Below are 20,767 nucleotides of genomic sequence, written 5' to 3' on the forward strand. Positions count from 1 at the left end.
CCCCGACACGATCCACTAAGCGTCCTAGATCAAGGGCAGCGCCCGGCGCACCAGATCGTCCATCTCCTGCGCGTGGTCCGCTGCCTGCGCCTTGAGATCCGCGCGCATCTCGGGCGCCCAGTAATCCTTCAGATGGGCCGCGACCTTCTCCACCTGATCCGAACCGGGCTGGCTGCGAAAAAACGTGGCGATCTGGTTGGCCATGCGGATCAGCTTGTCATGCGACATCGGACTGGTCCTCCCGGATGCGGTGGGGATGCGTGAAGACCTGCAACCGCCCCTCGCGCCCGAAGGCCGCAACGCTCACGCCCGCCGCCTCGGCGCTGCGCAGGGCCTGCGCGGTGGGCGCAGAGACTGCGATCAGCAACGGATTGCCGAACATGGCCGTCTTCTGCACCATCTCCACCGAGACGCGGCTGGTGATCACGACGGCGCCGCAGGCGGGGTCGATCTCCGCCCGCAGCGCCGCCCCGATCAGCTTGTCGAGCGCATTATGACGCCCGACATCCTCCCGGGCCATAACGATACCCTGACCAGGCAGGAAAAATCCAGCCGCATGAACGGCATGCGTCTGGTCGTGCAAGGGCTGATGGGCGCGCAGCGCCTCGGCGGCGCCCGAAGCCTCGGCCAGCCCGAGGCTCAGAGCAGCCGCGACAAAGGGGAGATCGCGCAAGGCCTGATCGAGGCTGTCGATCCCGCAAAGCCCGCATCCGACCGGCCCCATCATCGCGCGCCGCCGCGCGCCAAGGGCCACGGCGGCCTCCTCTGCGATCCAGAGCCGCGCCTCGATCCCCTGCGGCAGGTCGATCACCTCGACCCGCTCGATCTGATCAAGGCGCGCGAACCCCTCGGTCACGGCAAAGCCCGTGGCGAAATCCTCCAGATCGGTGGGGCTGCACATCATCACGGCCTGCGTCGTGCCGTTGCATGTGATGGCCACCGGCACCTCTTCGGGCAGGGCGCGCGCGATGTCGCGCCCACCTTCGGGCCCCAGCGCCCGCGCCGATATGGACCGGACGGGCCTCATTCGGCCGCCGGCAGGATGCGACGCGCGCGTTCGGCCAGTGCGTCATATTCTTCCTGCCACTCCGTGGGGCCGTTGGACAGGCCCACCTGAACTGCCGTCACCTTGTATTCCGGGCAATTCGTGGCCCAGTCGGAATAATCCGTGGTGATGACATTGGCCTGCGTGGTGGGGTGGTGAAAGGTCGTGTAGACCACGCCGGGGCTGACGCGGTCGGTCAGATGCGCGCGCATCGCCGTCTCGCCAGAACGCGACGCGAGCTTGACCCAATCCCCCTCCTTCACGCCGCGCACCTCGGCATCATGGGGATGAATTTCCAGAACATCCTCCGTGTGCCAGACCGTGTTCGGCGTCCGCCGCGTCTGCGCACCCACGTTGTATTGCGACAAGATCCGCCCCGTCGTGAGCAACAGCGGAAACCGTGGGCCGGTCCGTTCCTCGGTCGCGACGTATTCGGTCACGATGAACCGCCCCTTACCGCGGACAAAGCCCTCGACATGCATGATGGGCGAGCCTTCGGGGTTGGCGTCGTTGCACGGCCACTGGACCGAGCCCTTTTCCTCGAGCATCGCGTAATCCACATGGGCGAAGCCCGGCGTCGTGGCCGCGATCTCCTCCATGATCCGGGCGGGATGGGTGTAATGCCACAGCGGGCGATCCTCGGCCGCGAGAATGGCATTGGCCAGCATCTGGGTGATCTCCCAATCCGCATACCCGTTGCGCGGGGCCATGACCTTGCGCACGCGGTTGATGCGGCGCTCGGCATTGGTGAAGGTCCCGTCCTTTTCGAGAAAGGTCGATCCCGGCAGGAATACGTGGGCGTAATTCGCCGTCTCGTTCAGGAAGAGGTCATGGACGATCACGCAGTCCATCGCGGCTAGCCCCGCCGCGACATGGCGGGTGTCCGGGTCGGATTGCAAGATATCCTCACCCTGACAGTACAGTCCCTTGAACCGGCCCGAAACGGCGGCATCCAGCATGTTGGGAATGCGCAAGCCCGGCTCGGCGTCGATCTCGACGCCCCAGGCCGCCTCGAAAATCGCGCGAACCTCGGCACCCTTCACATGGCGGTAGCCCGGCAATTCGTGCGGGAACGAGCCCATGTCGCAGGAGCCCTGCACGTTGTTCTGACCGCGCAGCGGGTTCACCCCGACGCCATCGCGCCCAATGTTGCCGGTGAGCATGGCAAGGTTGGCGATCCCCATCACGGTCGTCGACCCTTGGGAATGTTCCGTCACACCGAGCCCGTAATAGATCGCGCCGTTGCCCCCCGTGGCGTAAAGCCGGGCCGCCGCGCGCAACTCTTCCGCCGGGACGCCCGTGAGCATCTCGGTCGCCTCGGGGGAATGGCGGGCATCGCTGACGAACTCGGCATATTCCGCGAATTCATCCCAATCGCAGCGCTCGCGGATGAAGCCCTCGTCATAAAGCCCTTCGGTCACGATCACATGCGCCATGGCGGTGACGACGGCCACGTTGGTGCCGGGCCGCAGGGCAAGGTGATGCGCCGCTTCGACATGCGCGCTTTTCACCAGGTCGATCCGGCGCGGGTCAATCACGATCAGCTTGGCCCCCGCGCGCAACCGTTTCTTGAGACGGCTGGCGAAAACCGGGTGTCCGTCGGTCGGGTTGGCCCCGATCACCACAACGACATCCGCCTTGCCGACACTATCGAAATTCTGCGTTCCCGCGCTGGTGCCGAAGGTTTGGCCCAAGCCATAGCCCGTCGGCGAATGGCACACCCGCGCGCAGGTGTCGGTGTTGTTGTTCAAAAACACGGCGCGGGCGAGTTTCTGGACCAGGTAAGTCTCCTCGTTCGTGCAGCGCGAGGAGGTGATGACACCCACCGATTTCCGCCCATACTTGGCCTGAATGCCCCGCAACTTGTCGGCAGCGAAACCCAGCGCTTCGTCCCAGCTGACCTCGCGCCACGGCTGATCGATCCTTTCGCGGATCATCGGCTTCAGGATGCGGTCGGAATGGGTGGCATAGCCATAGGCGAAGCGGCCCTTGACGCAGGAATGCCCGCGATTGGCCGCCCCGTTCTTGTAGGGAACCATGCGCACCAATTGGTCGCCGTTCAACTCGGCCTTGAAGGAACAGCCCACCCCGCAATAGGCGCAGGTGGTGATGACCGAGCGTGTGGGCGTGCCCAATTCGATTACGCTTTTTTCCTGCAACGTCGCGGTCGGGCAGGCCTGCACGCAGGCGCCGCAACTGACGCAATCGGACGACAGGAAATCGTCCCCCACGCCACCCGCCGAAACGCGGCTCTCGAAGCCCCGGCCTTGAATCGTCAGGGCGAAAGTCCCCTGCACTTCCTCGCAGGCCCTGACGCAGCGGTTGCAGACGATGCATTTCGCAGGATCGTAAGTGAAATAGGGGTTGCTGTCGTCCTTGGGTATGTATTCGGGGTTCGCCTCCCCGCTGGTGTCGCGGCGCGCGAAATGGGTGCGCATGCCCCCCTCGGGCGCCTCGAACCGCTGATCGCGTAGGCCCACAACGCCCGCCATGTCCTGCAATTCGCAATCGCCGTTGGCGCTGCAGGTCAGGCAATCGAGCGGGTGGTCGGAGATATAAAGCTCCATCACCCCCTTGCGGATACGCTGGACCTGCTCGGATTGGGTGCGCACCACCATGCCCGGTGCAACCGGCGTCGTGCAGGAGGCCGGCGTACCGCGGCGCCCTTCGATCTCGACGACGCACAAACGGCACGAACCGAAGGCTTCAAGATTGTCGCTGGCGCACAGCTTGGGGATCTGCAAGCCCGCGATCGCCGCCGCGCGCATCACGGATGTGCCTTCGGGGACGGTCACGGAAAAGCCGTCGATCTCCAGCGTGACGGGCGCACCCTCCTTGGCAGGCGTGCCCATATCGCGGTCATCACCCCATGGAATAATGAAATCTTTCATGGCGTTACGACCTTCCTGCCCATCTTTGCTTTCCAAATACTTCGGGGGAGCGCGAGGGGGGAGCGCGAGGGGGCAGCGCCCCCTCGCATGGGTCGACGCCGAAGGCGGCGAAACACCCTCACTCCGCCGCCTCCCGTCGCGCTGCGAATTCCTCGGGGAATTGCTCCAGCGCGCTCATCACCGGATAGGGGGTGAAGCCGCCCAGCGCGCAAAGCGAGCCATGCTTCATTGTCTCGCACAGATCGACCAAAAGCGGCACGGCGCTCGCATCGCCCGCCGCGATCCGGTCGATGGTTTCCACGCCCCGTACCGCCCCGATCCGGCAAGGCGTGCATTTCCCGCAACTCTCGACCGCGCAGAATTCCATCGCGAAACGAGCCATCGCGCGCATGTCGGCGCTGTCGTCGAAGACCACGATGCCAGCATGGCCGATCAATCCGCCCTGCCCGTCGAATTCCTCGTAGGCAAAGGGCGTGTCGAACTTCTCGGGTGCAAAATACGCCCCGAGCGGCCCGCCGACCTGCACCGCCTTCACCGGCCGCCCCGTTGCGGTGCCGCCTGCGATATCGTGGATCAAGCTGCCCAAGGGCATGCCGAAGGCGGTTTCGAACAGGCCGCCGCGCGCGACATTGCCCCCGATCTGGATCGGCATCGTCCCCTTGGATCGCCCGAGGCCAAAGCCCGCATAATGGGCCGCACCTTTTTCGAAGATGACCGGGATCGTGGCGAGCGAGATCACGTTGTTGACCACCGTGGGGCGCCCCATGAACCCCTCGAGCGCGGGCAAGGGCGGCTTGGCGCGAACCACCCCGCGCTTACCCTCGAGCGAATTCAAAAGCGCGGTTTCCTCACCGCAGACATAGGCGCCAGCGCCGACGCGGATCTCGATATCGAATTCATGCGATGCATCAAGAACACGGCCCAGTATATTGTTTTTTCTTGCTATCTTGACCGCGGCGTTCATGGCCTCGATCGCATCGGGATATTCCGAGCGGATATAGATCAGACCCTTGCTTGCCCCGACACCCAGACCCGCGATCACCATCCCTTCGATCACGGAAAACGGGTCCCCCTCCATGATCATCCGATCGGCGAAGGTGCCGCTGTCGCCCTCGTCGGCATTGCAGACGATGTATTTCCGGTCCGCCGTGGCGCGGGCCACGGTCTCCCATTTCAAGCCAGTCGGAAAGCCCGCACCGCCCCGCCCGCGAAGCCCGCTTTCCTTGACCTCGGCCACGATGCCATCGGCGCCAAGGTCCAGTGCGCGGCGCAAACCGACAAGACCACCATGCGCTTCGTAATCGCTCAGGGACAACGGGTCGATCACGCCACACCGCGCGAACGTGAGCCGCGTCTGATTGGCGAAAAACGGGATATCTTCAACCGAGCCAAGGCTTTGCACCGCACCCGACAAGATGCCCGCCACATCGCCCGGCGTCACATTTCCATAGGCACGGCGGCGGCCATTCTCCGCGATCTCGACCAGCGGTTCCAGCCAGACCATGCCGCGTGACCCGTTCCGGATCACATTATGACCCATGGCCGAAAAAGCCTCGGCCACGGCATCGGCCCCAAGGGCGCGGGCGGCGGCGTCGCGGGGCACGTAGATCTTCATGCCCCCACCTCCAACAAGATCGCATCGGCGGTGGCGCGTCCCTTGGCCTTGCCATCGACCATCGCGGCGGGTGCGCAGGCGCAAAGACCCAGGCAATACACCGGTTCGACAGTGATGCGCCCGTCGCGGGTCGTTCCGTGCCAGTCGAGGCCGAGTTGGGCAAGGACAGCTTCGGACATCGCCGCCCCGCCCATCGCCTGACAGGCCTCCGCACGGCAGATCCTGACAACATGAACGCCGGCAGGTTTGTCTCTGAAATCATGGTAGAAACTGACCACGCCATGCAGTTCCGCGCGGGTGATGTTCAGCGCCTCGGCAATGGGCGCATGGGCGAAGGCCGGCACATGGCCGAAGCTTGCCTGCACCGCGTGCAGGATCGGCAGAAGCGGCCCCTCGAGATCGCTGTGATCGGCGATGATCGCCGAGATCCCTTCGAGATCGGCGGCGCGCGGCGCGGCTTTGGTCGTCATGGCTGGCTCCGGAGGTTCGGATGCCATTTTCAGGGAAAAATCAATCGATGATCAATATTGATGTTCCGTTGCTTGATAGGGTTTTTCAATGAAGCGCGCGCGACGCTTGGGGCGCTGAAAGCGACTTGGGGGCGGGTTCAGGCCGCGGCGAGGCGGGCGGCTTCGGTCAGAAGGGCGTCCAGAACCGGGGTATGGGGTTCGCGATACGGCGCCACGAGGCCTACGGCATGTTCCAGATGGCCCCCGGCGATCGGCAGGATCGCAAGGCGTTTGCCCGAGGCGAGAAACCGCGCCATGTCGGAGGGCAGAACGGTGACCCAGCCCCCTTCTTCGACATGGGCGGCCAACACGACGGTGGAATTGGCCTCGACCAGCGCGTCGGGGGTCACATCGGCCTCCATGAAACACTGGTTGATGATGCGGCGGTTCTGCATGTCGGGGGTCAGCAGGCAAAGCCTTTCACCTGCGATATCTGCCCATGTCACCTCGGCCTGAAGCGCCAATGCGCTTTCGGCATGGCAGACCAGCATGTAGCGCTCGGTATAAAGCGGCTGGGTCGTCACGCGGCCCAGTGGCTCATTGTCGAGATAGGACAGGCCGGCGTCGATCTCGAGATTCTCGAGCATTTTCAGGATCTCGGACGAGGTGCGCGAGAGGATGGTGAAGCGCACCCTTGGGTGCCGGTCGGAAAACCGCGCCGACAGCCGCGCGGCCCAGGTCAGCGCGGTCGGAATGACCGCAAGACGCAAATGGCCCGAAAGACCGTGGCGGCTGACGCGCATTTCCTCGCGGAAAGCGCGGCTGTCCCCCACCAAGCGCCGCGCCCAGACCAGCGCCCGCGCACCTTCCGGCGTCAAGCCGCCATAGCGCGAGCCGCGAAAGATCAGCTGGACGCCCAGCATCTCCTCCAACTGCTTGATGCCGGTCGAGAGCGTGGGCTGCGTGATCCCGAGGCTTTCGGCAGCGCGTCCGAAATGCCCCTCCTTGGCGACGGCGATGAACATTTCGAGCTTGTTGATCATTTTATCTACCTATCACATGGCTGAAATGTGATCCACATTCTCTATCAATCTGACCGGAGCTCAGCGATGAAAAAGTCTTTCGAATGGGTGAAGATTTTGCCCGGAACCTTGCGAAAGCGTTAACTTTCCGGCCCGTTTCTTGCCAAATCCCTGCCGCTACGGCGCATCGTCAAGGATCCGGCAAGGGATTGGCGCGCGACCCGCCCAACCGCAGGCCGGAGACCCCCTTGCAGGGCCAAAAAATCGTTGGACCGGTCGTACCGCGCATTGTATCGAAAGTGGCAACGATGGTTATCTTTGGTTTGCCATCTTTTGCTAGGTAACGATTTTTCCAGTGTGGAGCATAGACGATGCCGACATTCGTACTGCGTGGTATTTCCTTTTCGACGGCTGAGATTCCCGACTTTCTTGGAACGACCGATCTGACGATCACGCTGCCCGCAGGTGGCGACCAGATCTACACTTATGCAGCCCCCACACCGGAGGATGATTTTGTCCCCCAAGCGATCTTCGGCCCCGAGAATCCGCCCCTCTACATCCGACCTTTTGGCGAGGATGAGCTGGACGAGGTCTACTTCGCCCATGTGACCCTCACGGACGGCACCGTTCTGACGGTTCTGTTGGTCACGGACAGATCCGCCGAGACCGAGAACCTGTTCATCCTGCAAAGCAGCGATCCGGGTTTCACCTTGCCGACGACTGCGGCGGAGCTTGCCGCGCTGGATGCCAGCATCGGCAGTTTCGCCCAGATCACCTCCGGCCCGTTCGCGCCGGGAGCGCCCATCGACTTCGGTGCCATCCGGCCGCAGACGCTGATCGCGACAACCGATGATGACCTGTGGATCGGGACGGCGGAAAACGAGGCCTTTGAAGGCGGGACAGGAAGCGACACGCTCGATGGCGGTGCGGGCAACGACACGATCGACGGCGGCGCGGGCGATGACAGCCTGGTGGGCGGCGCGGGCTTCGACCGCATCGATTACCGCGACGCAACCGGCCCCGTACTGGTCGATCTTTCGAATGGTACGGTGACCGGGGCCGCGGGCAATGACACGGTGTCGGGGTTCGAGGATGTTTTCGGCAGCGCCTTCGACGACACGATCATCGGCAACACCACCGGCTTTACCTGGCTCAATGGCGGCGCGGGCAACGACAGTCTTGTCGGGGCCGGTGGCACATCGCTGGCCGATTATTTCAACGCGCCGGGCGCGGTTCTGGTCAACCTGGCGCTGGGGACGGCTTCGGACGGGACCGGTGGGACGGATACGCTGGTCAACATCGACGGCGCCTTTGGCACCAACGACTTTGACGACACGCTGATCGGATCCAGCTCTTCCGACATTTTCTGGGGTCTGGGCGGCAACGATTCGATCGATGGCGGCGCGGGCGAGGACAGCGTTTCCTATTTCTTTTCGGACGAGGCCGTCGCGGTCGACCTTGCGGCGGGAACGGCGAGGGGCGAAGGCGTCGACACGCTGGTCAGTATCGAAGATCTCTATGGTTCGGATTTCGACGATACGCTGCTTGGCACGGATGGAAGCAACTTCATTGATGGCGGGCTTGGCGATGACCTGATCGACGGTCGGGACGGCAACGATTCCCTGACCGGCGGCGCGGGTGAGGACAGCCTTCTCGGCGGCGCGGGCGATGACACGCTGCGCGGCGGGGAAGGCTTCGACATCCTGTCCGGGGGACAGGGCAATGACCTGCTTGACGGTGGCACGATCACGGACCGGACGCCGAATGGGGAAGATGGCAATGCCGTTTCCTATCAGGATGACACCGGAACCTTGGGTGTCGTCGTCGATTTGCAAGCCGGCACCGCGACGGATGGCTGGGGCGGCACCGATACGCTGATCGACATCGATGGCATGGCCGGATCGGATCGCGCCGACACGCTTCTGGGGGATGGGTTCAGCAATTACTTCGCGGGCGGCGACGGGGCCGACAGCATCGATGGCCGCGGCGGGATCGATTTCGTCGTCTACGATTTCCTGTCCGAAAGCGGCGTATCCGTCGATCTGTCGACCGGACGGGCGACCGACAGCTGGGGCAATACCGATACCTTGATCAGCATCGAGGGTGTCGACGGATCGAATTTCGCGGACACGATCATCGGCAGTGACGAAGACAACCACATTCACGGACGCGACGGCGACGACAGCATCGACGGCGGCGCGGGGAATGACAGCATCGTGGGCGGGCTTGGAAACGACACCATCACCGGGGGTGACGGGATCGATACGGTCTTCATCTACAGTGCTTCGCCAAACGTGACCCATACCACGGCGGACGGTGTCACGACCGTCACGAACTCCGACACAGGTGAAACGGATATTCTGACCAATGTGGAATTCCTGTGGCAGAGGGGTGAGTTGATCGCCCTGCCCACCGCACCGGAACCCGTCACCGCGACCGAGGGCGATGACACGCTGAGCGGCACGGAGGGCGATGACACGATCGACGGGCTGGGCGGGGATGACACGATCGAAGGCGGTGACGGGGCGGATGAAATCGTCGGCGGGGCGGGCGATGACAGCCTGACCGGTGGACTTGGCGACGACAGCCTGACCGGCGGCAGCGGCGATGACAGCCTTTACGGCGACGAGGGCCATGACACGCTTGTTGGCGGCGATGGAATGGACCTGCTTGAAGGCGGTGAAGGCAACGACAGTCTCGACGGCGGGGCGCAGGCCGACTGGATCGACGGCGGGACAGGCGATGACAGCCTCGATGGCGGGGAGGAGGATGACGACCTCTTGGGGGGTGTCGGGAATGACACGCTGATCGGGGGGGGGGGTGATGACATCCTCGAAGGCGAGGAAGATCACGACAACCTCGACGGCGGCACGGGCGAAGACCTGCTCTATGGCGGGGCCGGTGATGACAGCCTCGACGGGGGCAGCCAAAATGACACCCTTTACGGCGACGATGGCAATGACACGCTGATCGGTGGCGATGGTTTCGACACGCTCGGTGGCGGGGCGGGTCACGACAGCCTCGACGGCGGGGCGGGCAATGACCTCCTCGATGGCGGGGCGGGTGACGACAGCCTCGATGGTGGGGATCGGCATGACCGGCTCTTGGGGGGGGACGGAAACGACACGCTGCTCGGTGGCGCGGGTGGCGATATCATGGACGGCGAGGCTGGCGATGACAGCCTGTCGGGCGGGGCCGATGATGACCGCCTATCGGGCAGCACCGGGAACGACACCATCGAGGGTGACGAGGGGAACGACCGGCTCTTTGGCGGCACGGAGGTTGACGAACTCTTCGGTGGGGATGGCGATGACAGCCTTGACGGTGACAGCGGCTTCGATCTGCTGGATGGCGGGGCGGGTGACGACAGCCTCGATGGCGGGGCGGATGATGACCACCTCTTGGGCAGTCACGGAAATGACACGCTGATCGGCGGGGCGGGTGACGACATTCTCGAAGGCGAAGCGGATCATGACAGCCTCGACGGCGGCACGGGCGAAGACCTGCTCTATGGCGGGGCCGGTGATGACAGCCTCGACGGGGGCAGCCAGAATGACACCCTGTACGGCGACGAGGGCAATGACACACTGATCGGTGGCGACGGTTTCGACAGGCTCGATGGCGGGGCGGGTCACGACAGCCTCGACGGCGGAGCGGGCAATGACCTGCTCGCTGGCGGGGCGGGTAACGACAGCCTCGATGGCGGGGATCGGCATGACCGGCTCTTGGGCGGGGACGGAAACGACACGCTGCTCGGTGGCGCGGGTGGCGATATCCTGATCGGCGACGACGGCCATGACAGCCTGTCGGGCGGGGCCGATGATGACCGTCTTTCCGGCAGCGCCGGGAACGACACCATCGAGGGTGACGAAGGAAACGACCGGCTCTTTGGCGGCACGGAGGATGATGAACTCTCCGGCGGGGATGGCGACGACAACCTTGACGGTGGCAGCCAGAACGACAGGCTGTTCGGTGACGACGGCGACGACACGCTTCTAGGCGGCAATGGTTTCGACACGCTCGATGGCGGGGCGGGTCAAGACAGCCTCGATGGCGGGGCGGGCAATGACCAGTTGTTCGGCGGGGCGGATGATGACGTCCTCGATGGCGGGGATCGGCACGACCGGCTTTATGGCGGCGATGGGAATGACACGCTGATCGGTGGCGCGGGCAGTGACCGTTTGTTCGGTGAGGCGGGATCGGATGTCTTCATCTTCGCCAATGGCCATGGCCGGGACACGATCTCCGATTTCGATGCGACCGACGGGCTGGAACAGATCGACCTGTCGGGTATCAGCGATCTTGCCGCCTTTTCCGGTTACGACGTGCTTTTCTCCGATGGACGGGTCACGACCGTGTCGGCGGGTGTCCTGATCGACACGGGATCGGGGAATTCGATCCTGTTGGCGGGGGTGGATATCGCCGATCTGGACAATGCCGATTTCCTCTTCTGACGCTTGTCCGAAGCGAGCATGACATGAAGGGGGCGGCCTGTCGGGCCGCCCTTTCGCGTTCGGGGGAGGGTTGCGGTCAGGCGCGCAGGCCCTTGCCGCGCAGGCGGGCGGCGATTTCGGCGATATGGGCGGGGCCGGTCTCGCAGCAGCCGCCGATGATCGTCGCGCCCAGATCGATCCAGCGCATCGCGTGATCGGCATAGGCGGCAGGCCCCATGTCGCGGCGGGCGGAGAGGGTATCGGTCGTGGGGCGGGCGGCGAGAAATTCCTTGGTGATCTGGGTGAAACCATTGGCATAGGCGCCGAAGGGCAGGCCGCTGTGGCCGAAGATCGCCAGCGCCGCGGGCATCGCCTCGGGGGCGGAGCAATTGGCGAGGATGGCCTGTGCGCGCCCCGGCAGGAGCGGCAGCAGGTCGGCCACCTTTTCGCCCGAGCGCAGGATCGTGCCATCCTCGTCATCGAGGGTGACGGAGAGCCAGACCGGCCTGCCCTGCCCCTCGGCGGCGGCGAGCGCGGCCTCGGCATGGCCGAGGGAGGCCACGCTTTCGAACAGGATCAGGTCGGCCCCGCCCGATACCATGGTCACCATCTCGGCATAGAGCGGGATGGCGGTGGCGGGATCGGGGTGCAGATCGGGGCGGTAGGTGGCGCCGAGCGGGCCGATGGAGCCCGCGATCAGGCCGCGGCCATGGGTGGCGCGGGCGGCCTCGGCCTCGGCCATGGCGGCAGCGTGGAGGGGCGCGAAGAGATGGTCGAGACCGTCGGGCGCGAGCCGGTCATGGTGGATCGCATAGGTGTTGGTGGTCGCGATATCGGCCCCGGCGGCGAAGTAATCGGCGTGGATGCCCTGCAGGAGGCCCGGGTGATCCATCATGGCGCGCGTCGACCAGAGCGGCGTGGGCTTGTCGCCCGCGCGCGCCACAAGCTCCTGCCCGATACCGCCGTCCAGAAGGGTGATGGTCATCGCGATACTCCCGGCAAGGCAAGGGTGGATGTCGTGCGGATGGGGGGCGATCGCCCCCCTACGCGGCGCGGTGCAGGGCGTGTGATCGGACGACATCGCGTGTCAGTCAATATGTCGAGCCATCTTTTTCGGGGCGTGATGACCCCGAGCGGGGACCCTGCGACGGGGCGTGCGGGGTGTCGGACAGGCCCCGGGGCGGCGGGCGGGAGGCGACCGGCCCCCGATCCCGGTCGCGCGTTACAGGCGGCAGGAAACCGGCGGCCCCGAAACTTCGACCGCGCCGAGGCCGTGGCTGTAGCTGTGGGCATCATCAGAAAGGCCTGGGGAACGGGACATGTTGAGGACGGGATTTGTCGCGGGCGGTGCGCGGGCGGCGCTGGATCTGGCGGGCCGGGGTCTTTTGGCGCTTCTGTTCATCGGGGGGGCGGTTCAAAAGACGCTGGACCCCGCGCCGGTCATGGCGATGCTGGACGGGCTTGGCCTGCCGGGGGCGCTGATCTGGCCGCTTGCGGGCTTCAACGCGCTGGGGGCTGTGGCGCTGTTTCTTCCGGGCCTGACATGCCGCGCGGCGCTGGTTCTGGCGCTCTATTGCATGGCGACGAGCGCGGTCCACTGGCAGTTGCGCGCCGACCCCTGGCAGGTGACGATCATGGTCAAGAACTGGGCCGTGGCCGGTGGGCTTTTGATCCTCGCGGCGCGCCCTGCCCCGGATCCGCGTCGTGCGTGACGCGGCGCGGCTGACCTGACAGCCCGGACAGGACCCCGATGGAGCCAAGATGGTGCGGGTGAAGGGACTCGAACCCCCACGCCTTGCGGCGCCAGAACCTAAATCTGGTGCGTCTACCAGTTCCGCCACACCCGCAACGGGAGGCGGTCTAGCAGAGGTGGTGCGACAGCTCTAGCGTGAAAATCACCCGGTTCTGTCGCGCGGCAGGTGGGCCGGAAGGCGCTTGCCGTCTTTGGCTTTCGCGCAACAGTTCCGATGCCGTTCAAGAGCATTGCGAAATTTTCATGTGTCGCGCGGGCCGTCGCGGGCTAGGCTGAGATCATAAAACAAGGGCGCAAAAAGCGTCCATGACCGAGCAGGTTTCGACATGACAGACTTGATCTCTCTCGCAGCGGGGCTGCGGGTGGATGACATGGGTGCGGGCGCGCCCATGGCGATCGCGCCCGGCACCCCGGTTCTGACGCTCGACGGTGCGCTGCCGATCGAGCATCTCTACCCCGGCGACCGGCTGGTGACGCGGCATGGCGCGCGGGCGCTTGTGGCGATTGACCGGGTCACGCTGATGGCGGGAACGCCCATCGTGCAGGTCACCAAGAACGCCCTGGGCGGACGCCCGGAACGCGATCTTTGGCTGCCTGCGACGCAGCGGTTGGTGATCCGTGACTGGCGCGCCAAGGCGCTTTATGGACAGGCACAGGTCTGCATTCCCGCCGGTCAGCTGGCCGATGGTGAATTCATCCGGCTGACGGAATTGGCGGAGGATGTCACCGGTTTCGCGCTGCGCTTTGGCCGGCCGGAGGTCTTTTATGCCGACGGGTTGGAATTGGCCTCGGCCGATGTGCTGACCATCCCGGCCTGACCGGGAGCCCCGCCCGCAAGCCTGCGCAGGACATGTGGAAGAGCCTCTGACAGGTCTTCGGCGATGAGGCCGGGGCCGACATGGCGCGCGGCCTCGACATGGAGCCAGGCCGCCGCCTGAGCCGCCGCCATCGGAGCGAGGCCACGGGCCAAAAGCCCGGTGATGAATCCCGCCAGAACATCGCCCGCCCCTGCCGTCGCCAGCCAAGGTGCTGCGCGGTGCCCGGTCGCGGCATGGACGCGGCAGGTGCCCGAGGCATCGGCGATGATCGTATCGCGCCCCTTGAGCAGCAGCGTGCAGCCCGCGCGTGCCGCCGCGTCGCGGGCCGCATCAATGCGGCCATAGGCCGGGCCCACGGTGGGGGCATCGGCAAGGCGGCGGGCGAGGTCGGGAAAGAGGCGGGCGAATTCGCCATCATGCGGGGTGAGGATCACGCCGGGGTGGAGCGCGGTGAACAGCGCCGCCGGGTCCTCGGCAAAGGCGCTCAGGGCATCGGCGTCGAGGACGAGCGGACGGCGCGCGGCGAGGGCCAAGGGAACGAGGGCGCGGGCGGCATCGAGCCCGAGGCCGGGGCCGAGGCAGAGCGCGCTGAGGCGCTGGTCGGCCAGCAGGCTGGTGCAGGCTGCGGCGTCGGGGATCTCGCGCAGCATGATCGCGGTCAGTTGGGAAGCGCATTCGGCCATGGCCTCGGGCGGGGCGGCGACGGTGACGAGGCCCGCGCCGATGCGCAATGCGGCGCGCGCGGCCAGACGCGCGGCCCCGCTGCGCCCGAACCCGCCGGAAAAGACCAGCGCATGGCCATGGTCGTATTTGTGGCCGGAGGGCTTGAGGATATCGGCCGCCCGCGGCGCGCCAATGAGGCGGGCCGGGCCGGGCGGCGCGTCCTCTGCCCCCTCCCCTGCCCCGTCAGCTATGCCGATATCGCAGACCACGAGCCTGCCGCAGAGGTCGGGACCGGAGGACAGCACATGCCCGCGCTTGGCGGCATGGAAGGTGACGGTGAGATCGGCGCGCAGGCAGGGTTCTGTGCCCGCGTCATTGGCCAGCACGCGGCCTGAATCCGCGCAGAGGCCCGAGGGGATGTCGACCGCCACGCGGCGGACATCGCGGAATACCGGACCCTCGAGCCGGGACAGGAGCGCCTGCGCAAGATCCGCGCCGAGGCCGCGGGTCAGGCCCGTGCCGAAGAGCGCGTCGATCACCACGCAAGGCACGCCGGGCAAGGGCTGTGGCAGGTGATGCGGCAGGGCGCCGAACGGCCCCATGGCGGACCAGCGCGCATGGTTGGTGGCCGCATCGGGCGGCAGGCGCGCCGGATCGCCCAAGAGGGCCACATCGACCGACCAGCCCCAGCCTTTCAGCACGCGGGCGATGACGAAACCGTCGCCGCCGTTGTTGCCCGGGCCGCACAGAACGAGGGCATGGCCGGTGGTGGCGGCCAGATCGGGCCAGGTGGCGAAGAGGGCATCGACGGTGCCGCGACCGGCGCGTTCCATCAGGTCGAGCCCGGTGGCGCGGCCGGTTGCGAAGGCTGCCTGCTCGGCCGCGCGCATCTCGGCGGCGGTCAGAAGCAGGTCGGGGCGCGTTGTTTCAAGTTTGCCCATTTTATGTGCTTTCCGCCCATTATGTAAACACCAGCCCCGGATTCCCATGGCCAGCCCGCGATCCCCCGACGCTAGCGCATGGACGCTCTCCCGTGAAAGTGCTGTCAGGGGTCCGCGCGTACTGACGAGGAGGCGGAGAGACCGATGAAAAAGATCGAAGCGATCATCAAGCCCTTCAAGCTCGACGAGGTGAAGGAAGCCCTTCAGGACATCGGGATCCAAGGTCTCAGCGTTACCGAGGTCAAGGGCTTCGGCCGGCAGAAAGGCCACACCGAGCTGTATCGCGGGGCGGAATATGTCGTGGATTTCCTGCCGAAGGTGAAGATCGAGGTGGTCTTGTCCGATGACATGCTCGATGCCGCCATCGAGGCGATCATCGACGCGGCCAAGACCGACAAGATCGGGGACGGCAAGATCTTCGTCTCGGATATCAGCCAGGCGATCCGTATCCGCACCGGGGAATCGGGCGACGACGCGCTGTAACCGCGCACGCCCCCATATCATCGGCCCGCGCCATGCCGGCAAGGGCCAGACACAGGACCACTACGTCAAGGGAAGGTCACGATGAGCAAAGAAGCATTCCTGAAACTCATGAAGGATGAAGGGGCGGAATACGTCGATATCCGCTTCACCGATCCGCGCGGCAAGCTGCAGCACGTGACGGTCATCGCCGATCTGGTCGACGAGGATTTCATCGACGAAGGCTTCATGTTCGACGGCTCGTCGATCGCAGGCTGGAAGGGCATCGAAGCCTCCGACATGAAGCTGATGCTCGACACGTCGAGCGCCTATGTCGATCCCTTCTACGCCGAAAAGACCATCTGCGTGCATTGCAACGTGGTCGAGCCCGACACCGGCGAAGCGTACAACCGCGACCCGCGCGGCACCGCGCTGCTGGCCGAGGCCTATCTGAAGTCGACCGGCATCGGTGACGCGTTCTATTGCGGCCCGGAAGCCGAATTCTTCGTCTTCGACGACGTGCGCTATGCCGTGACGATGAACAAGGTGTCCTTCGAAGTCGACGCGGTTGACGGCGCATGGAACACCGACACCGAGTACGAAATGGGCAACACCGGCCACCGTCCCGGCATCAAGGGCGGCTATTTCCCGGTCAACCCGATCGACCCCGGTCAGGACCTGCGGTCCGAAATGCTGTCCACGATGAAGCGGATGGGCATGAAGGTCGACAAGCACCATCACGAGGTCGCGTCGAACCAGCACGAACTGGGCCTGATCTTCAGCACGCTGACCAAGCAGGCCGACGAGCTGCAGAAGTACAAGTACGTCATCCACAACGTCGCCCATGCCTACGGCAAGTCGGTGACCTTCATGCCCAAGCCCATGGCGGGCGACAACGGCACCGGCATGCACGTCAACATGTCGATCTGGAAGGACGGCAAGCCGCTCTTTGCGGGTGACAAGTATGCCGACCTGTCGGACGAGGCGCTGTATTTCATCGGCGGCATCCTGAAGCATGCCAAGTCGCTGAACGCCTTCACCAACCCGTCGACCAACAGCTACAAGCGTCTGATCCCCGGCTTCGAAGCGCCCGTTCTGCGCGCCTATTCGGCCCGCAACCGGTCGGGCTGCGTGCGTATTCCGTGGACCGAAAGCCCCAAGGCCAAGCGCGTCGAGGCTCGTTTCCCCGATCCGTCGGCGAACCCCTACCTCGCCTTCGCGGCCCTGCTGATGGCGGGTCTGGACGGCATCCAGAACAAGATCCACCCCGGCGATCCGTCGGACAAGGACCTGTACGATCTGCCCCCCGAGGAGCTGGCAGGCATCCCCACCGTCTGCGCATCCTTGCGCGAGGCGCTGGAAAGCCTGGAAGCCGATCACGACTACCTCATCAAGGGCGACGTGTTCACCAAGGACCAGATCGAAGCCTACATGGCGCTCAAGTGGGACGAGGTGTATGCCTTCGAGCACACCCCGCACCCGATCGAGTACAAGATGTACTACAGCTGCTGATCGCAGGCTGGATCAAACAGGAAACGGGCGCAGCGAGGCGCCCGTTTTCCGTTTGAGGCGGGTCTGATCGTGCCGGGGCGCGCAACCCTCTTCAGAACCGCCCGAAGCGGCGCAGGAGGCGGAAGGCCTGTCTGGCGCGGTCACCGCCCTGCCGAAGCTGTGCTTGTTGTTCGGGCGTCGCATCGGGACGCCCGCGCGTCATGCGCCGCACGCCCGCGTCGATGCCCCGGTTCAGGATCTGGTTGATCGCGCGGCGCACGATCATCGTGATCATTCGGTCCATGTCTTTCACCCCTTTGCCGGCGCCCGTCTTGTCGCGGGCGGCCCATGTCATGCCATGCGGGCGGGATTACACCGCGATTGCGGCAAAAATCCGGACGGGATCAATAATCCTCGTCGTTTTCGGGCAATTGGGCGTCCGCGTCATCGTCGAACATGTCGCCCGTCGCGTCGTCGCGCGGCCCGTCGGCCTCTGCCCCGTCGGGCGGGCGGCTTTCGAGGAGGCCCGCCTCGCGCAATTCCTTGAGGCCCGGCAGGTCACGGGCGGATTCAAGCCCGAAATGGTCGAGGAAGGCTTGCGTCACGACATAAGTGACAGGTCGGCCCGGCGTCATCCGGCGGCGGCCGAAGCGGACCCATTCAAGCTCGATCAACTGGTCGACCGTGCCGCGCGACACGGTCACGCCGCGGATCTCCTCGATCTCGGCGCGGGTGACGGGCTGGTGATAGGCGATGATCGCCAGCGTCTCGATGGCGGCGCGGCTGAGTTTGCGGGTCTCGACCGTCTCGCGCGCCATGAGGAAGCCCAGATCGGCCGCCGTGCGGATGGCCCAAGCGTCGCCGACGCGGGTGACCTGCACGCCGCGCCCCTCGTAGCGGCGGCGCAGGAGGTGCACGGCTTCGGCGGGGTCGGAGCCATGCGGCATCCGCGCTTCCATCTCGGCGATGGTCAGGGGTTCGGTGCTGGCAAACAGCATCGCCTCGACCATGCGTTCCTGTTCGGCCAAGGGCGGCGCGCGGAAGAGGCTGTCGCCCCTGCTGTCGGGTGCATCGCTCATGGATCGTCCCTGCGGCGGAGTTCGATGGGGGCGAAGGTTTCGGTCTGGCGGATCTGGACGCGGCCCGCCTTGGCCAGTTCGAGTGCTGCGGCGAAATTGGCGGCCGTGGCGGAGCGGCGGCGCTTGGGATCGGTCTGCCAGCCATCTGGCAGATAGCTCATCAGGTCGGTCCAGTCGCCCGCGTAGCCTATCAGGCCGCGCATCCGGTCAAGCGCCTCTTCCATGGTCAGGACGCTGTCGCGGTCGAGCACGAAGGGGCGGAAATCGTCGCGGGTGCGGATGCGGGCATAGGCCTGCATCAGGTCGAGGAGACCGGCGGTGTAGGTGATGCGCTTCGCGGTGGTCATCTGTTCGGAGGCGCCACGGGGAAAGCGATCCTGAAACAGGCGGTCACGCGCCATCAGCTTGGCTGCGCAATCGCGCATGGCGGCCAGGCGTTCGAGCTGGAAGGCGAGATAGGCGGCCATTTCCTCGCCCGAGGGTCCATCCTCGGTCGGGTCGGGCGGCAGGAGGAGGCGGGATTTGAGAAAGGCGAGCCAGGCCGCCATCACGAGGTAATCGGCGGCCAGTTCAATGCGAAGCTCGCGCGCCTGTTCGATGAAGGCGAGATATTGCTCGGTCAGTTGCAGGATCGAGACGCGGCGCAGATCGACCTTTTGGGTGCGCGAGAGCGTCAGGAGCAGGTCGAGCGGCCCTTCGAACCCGTCGACATCGACGATCAGCGCCTCGGCCGCGCGGCGCGACGCGACGGCATCCCATTCGGGGCTTTCGTCATTGGCGGCGGTGGGCCGATCAGCCATAGACCTCTCCGTCCAGAAGGTCGGCAAGGTCGGCCTCGGCGGCCTCGATGTCAAGCGGCTCGGGCGTGTGGCGCGCGGCAAGCGCGGCCTGCGCGCGCTGCAGCGGCAAGCCCGAAAGCGTGCCGGATTGGGCGACGACGGCCTCCATCTCGGGGCGCTCGCCGTTGCAATGCAGGATCAGGTCGCAGCCTGCCGCCCGCGCGCGCGCCGCGCGTTCCCCGATGGGGCCGGGCAGCGCCCCCATGGAGAGGTCATCGGTCATGAGCGCGCCCTGAAAGCCCAGATCCTCGCGGATGAGGCGGATCATGTCGGGCGAGAGCGTGGCGGGCAGATCGTCGCCCAAAGCCTCGTAGACGATATGGGCGGTCATGCCCAAGGGAAGGTCGGCAAGCGGGCGGAAGGCCGCGAAATCGACACGGCGGAGTTCCTCGAGCGGTGCGGAGACGCGGGGGAGCGTCAGGTGGCTGTCGACCTCGCCCAGACCGTAGCCGGGCAGGTGTTTGAGGACGGGCAGGACACCGCCCGCGATCAGCCCCTCGGCCACCGCGCGACCTGCGCCGATCACGGTGTCGGGTTCCGTGCCGTAAAGGCGGTTCCTGAGGATCGGGTGGGTCGTGTCGCGGGCCACGTCGGCCAGTGGCATACAGTTTACGTCGATGCCCACGCTGCGCAATTCATGCGCGATGAGGCGGGCGCGCAGGCGCATCGCGCGGGCGGCGCGGAGCGGCCCTGCCTGTGCCATCTGGTCGAGCGCGGGGCGCCATTGCCGCCAATGCGGCGGGCGCATCCGTTGCACCCGCCCGCCTTCCTGGTCGATCAGGATCGGCGCGTCGCGCCCCACGGCCGCGCGCAAGTCAGAGGTGAGCGCCAGAAGCTGCGTCGGATCCTCGATGTTGCGGGCGAAGAGGATGAAGCCCCAAGGCTGCGCCTCGGAGAAAAAGCGCGCCTCGTCGGGGGAGAGGCGGGGGCCCTCGCAGCCGAGGATGGTGGCGGTGGGCCCGGCCATCGTCGCGCTACCGGACCGTGACGGGGATGCAGGGCGCGTTCTGGGCCATCAGCACGGCGCAGAAGCGGCGCGAGGCGGCAAGATCGTCGAAGCCATGCGCGCGCAGGCGGAAGAAGGCGGAGCCGCCGGAGGAGGCCTCTTCGATCACGCGGGCGCGGCCGGCGAAGTAATCGGGGAAGCGGGCGGCGAAGCTGTCGCGCAACGCGGGCTTCAAGATGCCCAACGGAGCGGAGGTGAAGGCCAACACGCGCTCAAGCAGCGAAGCGGTAGCGCAGGAAGAAAAATCGCGCTCAAGCAGCGAA

The 20,767-nt window shown here is 65.7% G+C and carries 17 protein-coding genes, 1 tRNA gene and 1 pseudogene; 5 read left to right on the plus strand and 14 right to left on the minus strand.

Annotation, left to right across the window (positions count from 1 at the left end):
• Positions 1–24 precede the first annotated feature (24 nt).
• The 6 genes from QQK63_RS14920 to QQK63_RS14945 all read right to left on the minus strand — a co-directional run bounded on the left by QQK63_RS14920 (position 25) and on the right by QQK63_RS14945 (position 7,043).
• Positions 25–228: a formate dehydrogenase subunit delta gene (locus QQK63_RS14920; protein ID WP_277828632.1), complete on the minus strand. Its 204-nt coding sequence runs from the start codon at positions 226–228 to the stop codon at positions 25–27.
• Positions 218–1,027: a formate dehydrogenase accessory sulfurtransferase FdhD gene (gene fdhD / locus QQK63_RS14925; protein WP_277828634.1), complete on the minus strand. Its 810-nt coding sequence runs from the start codon at positions 1,025–1,027 to the stop codon at positions 218–220. Before fdhD ends, QQK63_RS14920 begins: the two co-directional genes overlap by 11 nt.
• Entirely contained in the window at positions 1,024–3,936 is a 2,913-nt protein-coding gene (gene fdhF / locus QQK63_RS14930) for a formate dehydrogenase subunit alpha (RefSeq protein WP_277828636.1), read from the minus strand. The genes fdhD and fdhF overlap by 4 nt, the downstream gene beginning before the upstream one ends.
• 118 nt (positions 3,937–4,054) lie before the next feature.
• Entirely contained in the window at positions 4,055–5,551 is a 1,497-nt protein-coding gene (locus tag QQK63_RS14935; RefSeq protein ID WP_277828638.1) for an NADH-ubiquinone oxidoreductase-F iron-sulfur binding region domain-containing protein, read from the minus strand.
• Positions 5,548–6,021: a formate dehydrogenase subunit gamma gene (locus QQK63_RS14940; RefSeq protein WP_277828640.1), complete on the minus strand. Its 474-nt coding sequence runs from the start codon at positions 6,019–6,021 to the stop codon at positions 5,548–5,550. Before QQK63_RS14940 ends, QQK63_RS14935 begins: the two co-directional genes overlap by 4 nt.
• A 137-nt stretch (positions 6,022–6,158) precedes the next feature.
• Complete coding sequence (locus tag QQK63_RS14945; protein WP_277828642.1) at positions 6,159–7,043, minus strand: LysR family transcriptional regulator; 885 nt, start codon at positions 7,041–7,043, stop codon at positions 6,159–6,161.
• Between the two features lie 350 nt (positions 7,044–7,393).
• On the opposite strand from QQK63_RS14945, the gene QQK63_RS14950 reads away from it, so the two are divergent.
• A complete protein-coding gene (locus QQK63_RS14950; protein WP_277828644.1) occupies positions 7,394–11,476 on the plus strand; it encodes a calcium-binding protein in 4,083 nt (1,360 codons plus the stop codon).
• A 76-nt stretch (positions 11,477–11,552) separates the two neighbouring features.
• Here the strand turns inward: QQK63_RS14950 and QQK63_RS14955 are convergent, their stop codons facing one another.
• Positions 11,553–12,440: a homocysteine S-methyltransferase family protein gene (locus tag QQK63_RS14955; protein WP_277828646.1), complete on the minus strand. Its 888-nt coding sequence runs from the start codon at positions 12,438–12,440 to the stop codon at positions 11,553–11,555.
• 334 nt (positions 12,441–12,774) lie between these two features.
• On the opposite strand from QQK63_RS14955, the gene QQK63_RS14960 reads away from it, so the two are divergent.
• Complete coding sequence (locus QQK63_RS14960) at positions 12,775–13,167, plus strand: DoxX family protein (protein ID WP_277828648.1); 393 nt, start codon at positions 12,775–12,777, stop codon at positions 13,165–13,167.
• Between the two features lie 50 nt (positions 13,168–13,217).
• Here QQK63_RS14960 and QQK63_RS14965 read toward each other — a convergent pair.
• Positions 13,218–13,302 (minus strand) — tRNA-Leu (locus tag QQK63_RS14965).
• A 232-nt stretch (positions 13,303–13,534) separates the two neighbouring features.
• On the opposite strand from QQK63_RS14965, the gene QQK63_RS14970 reads away from it, so the two are divergent.
• Positions 13,535–14,026, plus strand: coding sequence for a Hint domain-containing protein (locus tag QQK63_RS14970; RefSeq protein WP_277828650.1), 492 nt, complete (start codon positions 13,535–13,537; stop codon positions 14,024–14,026).
• Here the strand turns inward: QQK63_RS14970 and QQK63_RS14975 are convergent.
• Positions 13,972–15,630: an NAD(P)H-hydrate dehydratase gene (locus tag QQK63_RS14975; RefSeq protein ID WP_277828652.1), complete on the minus strand. Its 1,659-nt coding sequence runs from the start codon at positions 15,628–15,630 to the stop codon at positions 13,972–13,974. The genes QQK63_RS14970 and QQK63_RS14975 overlap by 55 nt on opposite strands.
• A 144-nt stretch (positions 15,631–15,774) precedes the next feature.
• On the opposite strand from QQK63_RS14975, the gene QQK63_RS14980 reads away from it, so the two are divergent.
• Both QQK63_RS14980 and glnA read left to right on the plus strand, forming a co-directional pair.
• The gene (locus tag QQK63_RS14980) at positions 15,775–16,113 is read left to right on the plus strand and encodes a P-II family nitrogen regulator (protein ID WP_277828654.1); all 339 of its coding nucleotides are present in this window, start codon (positions 15,775–15,777) and stop codon (positions 16,111–16,113) included.
• Between the two features lie 81 nt (positions 16,114–16,194).
• Positions 16,195–17,601, plus strand: coding sequence for a type I glutamate--ammonia ligase (gene glnA / locus QQK63_RS14985; protein WP_277828656.1), 1,407 nt, complete (start codon positions 16,195–16,197; stop codon positions 17,599–17,601).
• 91 nt (positions 17,602–17,692) lie between these two features.
• Here the strand turns inward: glnA and QQK63_RS14990 are convergent, their stop codons facing one another.
• The 5 genes and pseudogenes from QQK63_RS14990 to QQK63_RS15010 all read right to left on the minus strand — a co-directional run.
• Positions 17,693–17,884, minus strand: a complete 192-nt coding sequence (locus tag QQK63_RS14990; protein ID WP_277828658.1) for a hypothetical protein — start codon at positions 17,882–17,884, stop codon at positions 17,693–17,695.
• 100 nt (positions 17,885–17,984) lie between these two features.
• Positions 17,985–18,659 carry an SMC-Scp complex subunit ScpB gene (scpB, locus tag QQK63_RS14995; RefSeq protein ID WP_277828660.1) on the minus strand — a complete coding sequence of 225 codons (675 nt, stop codon included), beginning with the start codon at positions 18,657–18,659 and terminating at the stop codon, positions 17,985–17,987.
• Positions 18,656–19,459: a segregation and condensation protein A gene (locus QQK63_RS15000; protein WP_277828662.1), complete on the minus strand. Its 804-nt coding sequence runs from the start codon at positions 19,457–19,459 to the stop codon at positions 18,656–18,658. The genes scpB and QQK63_RS15000 overlap by 4 nt, the downstream gene beginning before the upstream one ends.
• Positions 19,452–20,465 carry a glycoside hydrolase family 3 N-terminal domain-containing protein gene (locus tag QQK63_RS15005; RefSeq protein ID WP_277828664.1) on the minus strand — a complete coding sequence of 338 codons (1,014 nt, stop codon included), beginning with the start codon at positions 20,463–20,465 and terminating at the stop codon, positions 19,452–19,454. Before QQK63_RS15005 ends, QQK63_RS15000 begins: the two co-directional genes overlap by 8 nt.
• 7 nt (positions 20,466–20,472) lie before the next feature.
• Positions 20,473–20,767: pseudogene (locus QQK63_RS15010) on the minus strand (SPOR domain-containing protein); the annotation flags it as partial.

Source organism: Roseicyclus marinus (assembly GCF_030163795.1).
Taxonomy (GTDB): Bacteria; Pseudomonadota; Alphaproteobacteria; order Rhodobacterales; family Rhodobacteraceae; genus Roseicyclus; species Roseicyclus marinus.

Excerpts from the sequence above, each read along its gene's own strand:
- QQK63_RS14920 (WP_277828632.1), bottom strand. The coding sequence starts at position 228 with ATGTCGCATGACAAGCTGATCCGCATGGCCAACCAGATCGCCACGTTT.
- fdhD (WP_277828634.1), bottom strand. The coding sequence starts at position 1,027 with ATGAGGCCCGTCCGGTCCATATCGGCGCGGGCGCTGGGGCCCGAAGGT.
- fdhF (WP_277828636.1), bottom strand. The coding sequence starts at position 3,936 with ATGAAAGATTTCATTATTCCATGGGGTGATGACCGCGATATGGGCACG.
- QQK63_RS14935 (WP_277828638.1), bottom strand. The coding sequence starts at position 5,551 with ATGAAGATCTACGTGCCCCGCGACGCCGCCGCCCGCGCCCTTGGGGCC.
- QQK63_RS14940 (WP_277828640.1), bottom strand. The coding sequence starts at position 6,021 with ATGACGACCAAAGCCGCGCCGCGCGCCGCCGATCTCGAAGGGATCTCG.
- QQK63_RS14945 (WP_277828642.1), bottom strand. The coding sequence starts at position 7,043 with ATGATCAACAAGCTCGAAATGTTCATCGCCGTCGCCAAGGAGGGGCAT.
- QQK63_RS14950 (WP_277828644.1), top strand. The coding sequence starts at position 7,394 with ATGCCGACATTCGTACTGCGTGGTATTTCCTTTTCGACGGCTGAGATT.
- QQK63_RS14955 (WP_277828646.1), bottom strand. The coding sequence starts at position 12,440 with ATGACCATCACCCTTCTGGACGGCGGTATCGGGCAGGAGCTTGTGGCG.
- QQK63_RS14960 (WP_277828648.1), top strand. The coding sequence starts at position 12,775 with ATGTTGAGGACGGGATTTGTCGCGGGCGGTGCGCGGGCGGCGCTGGAT.
- QQK63_RS14970 (WP_277828650.1), top strand. The coding sequence starts at position 13,535 with ATGACAGACTTGATCTCTCTCGCAGCGGGGCTGCGGGTGGATGACATG.
- QQK63_RS14975 (WP_277828652.1), bottom strand. The coding sequence starts at position 15,630 with ATGGGCAAACTTGAAACAACGCGCCCCGACCTGCTTCTGACCGCCGCC.
- QQK63_RS14980 (WP_277828654.1), top strand. The coding sequence starts at position 15,775 with ATGAAAAAGATCGAAGCGATCATCAAGCCCTTCAAGCTCGACGAGGTG.
- glnA (WP_277828656.1), top strand. The coding sequence starts at position 16,195 with ATGAGCAAAGAAGCATTCCTGAAACTCATGAAGGATGAAGGGGCGGAA.
- QQK63_RS14990 (WP_277828658.1), bottom strand. The coding sequence starts at position 17,884 with ATGGACCGAATGATCACGATGATCGTGCGCCGCGCGATCAACCAGATC.
- scpB (WP_277828660.1), bottom strand. The coding sequence starts at position 18,659 with ATGAGCGATGCACCCGACAGCAGGGGCGACAGCCTCTTCCGCGCGCCG.
- QQK63_RS15000 (WP_277828662.1), bottom strand. The coding sequence starts at position 19,459 with ATGGCTGATCGGCCCACCGCCGCCAATGACGAAAGCCCCGAATGGGAT.
- QQK63_RS15005 (WP_277828664.1), bottom strand. The coding sequence starts at position 20,465 with ATGGCCGGGCCCACCGCCACCATCCTCGGCTGCGAGGGCCCCCGCCTC.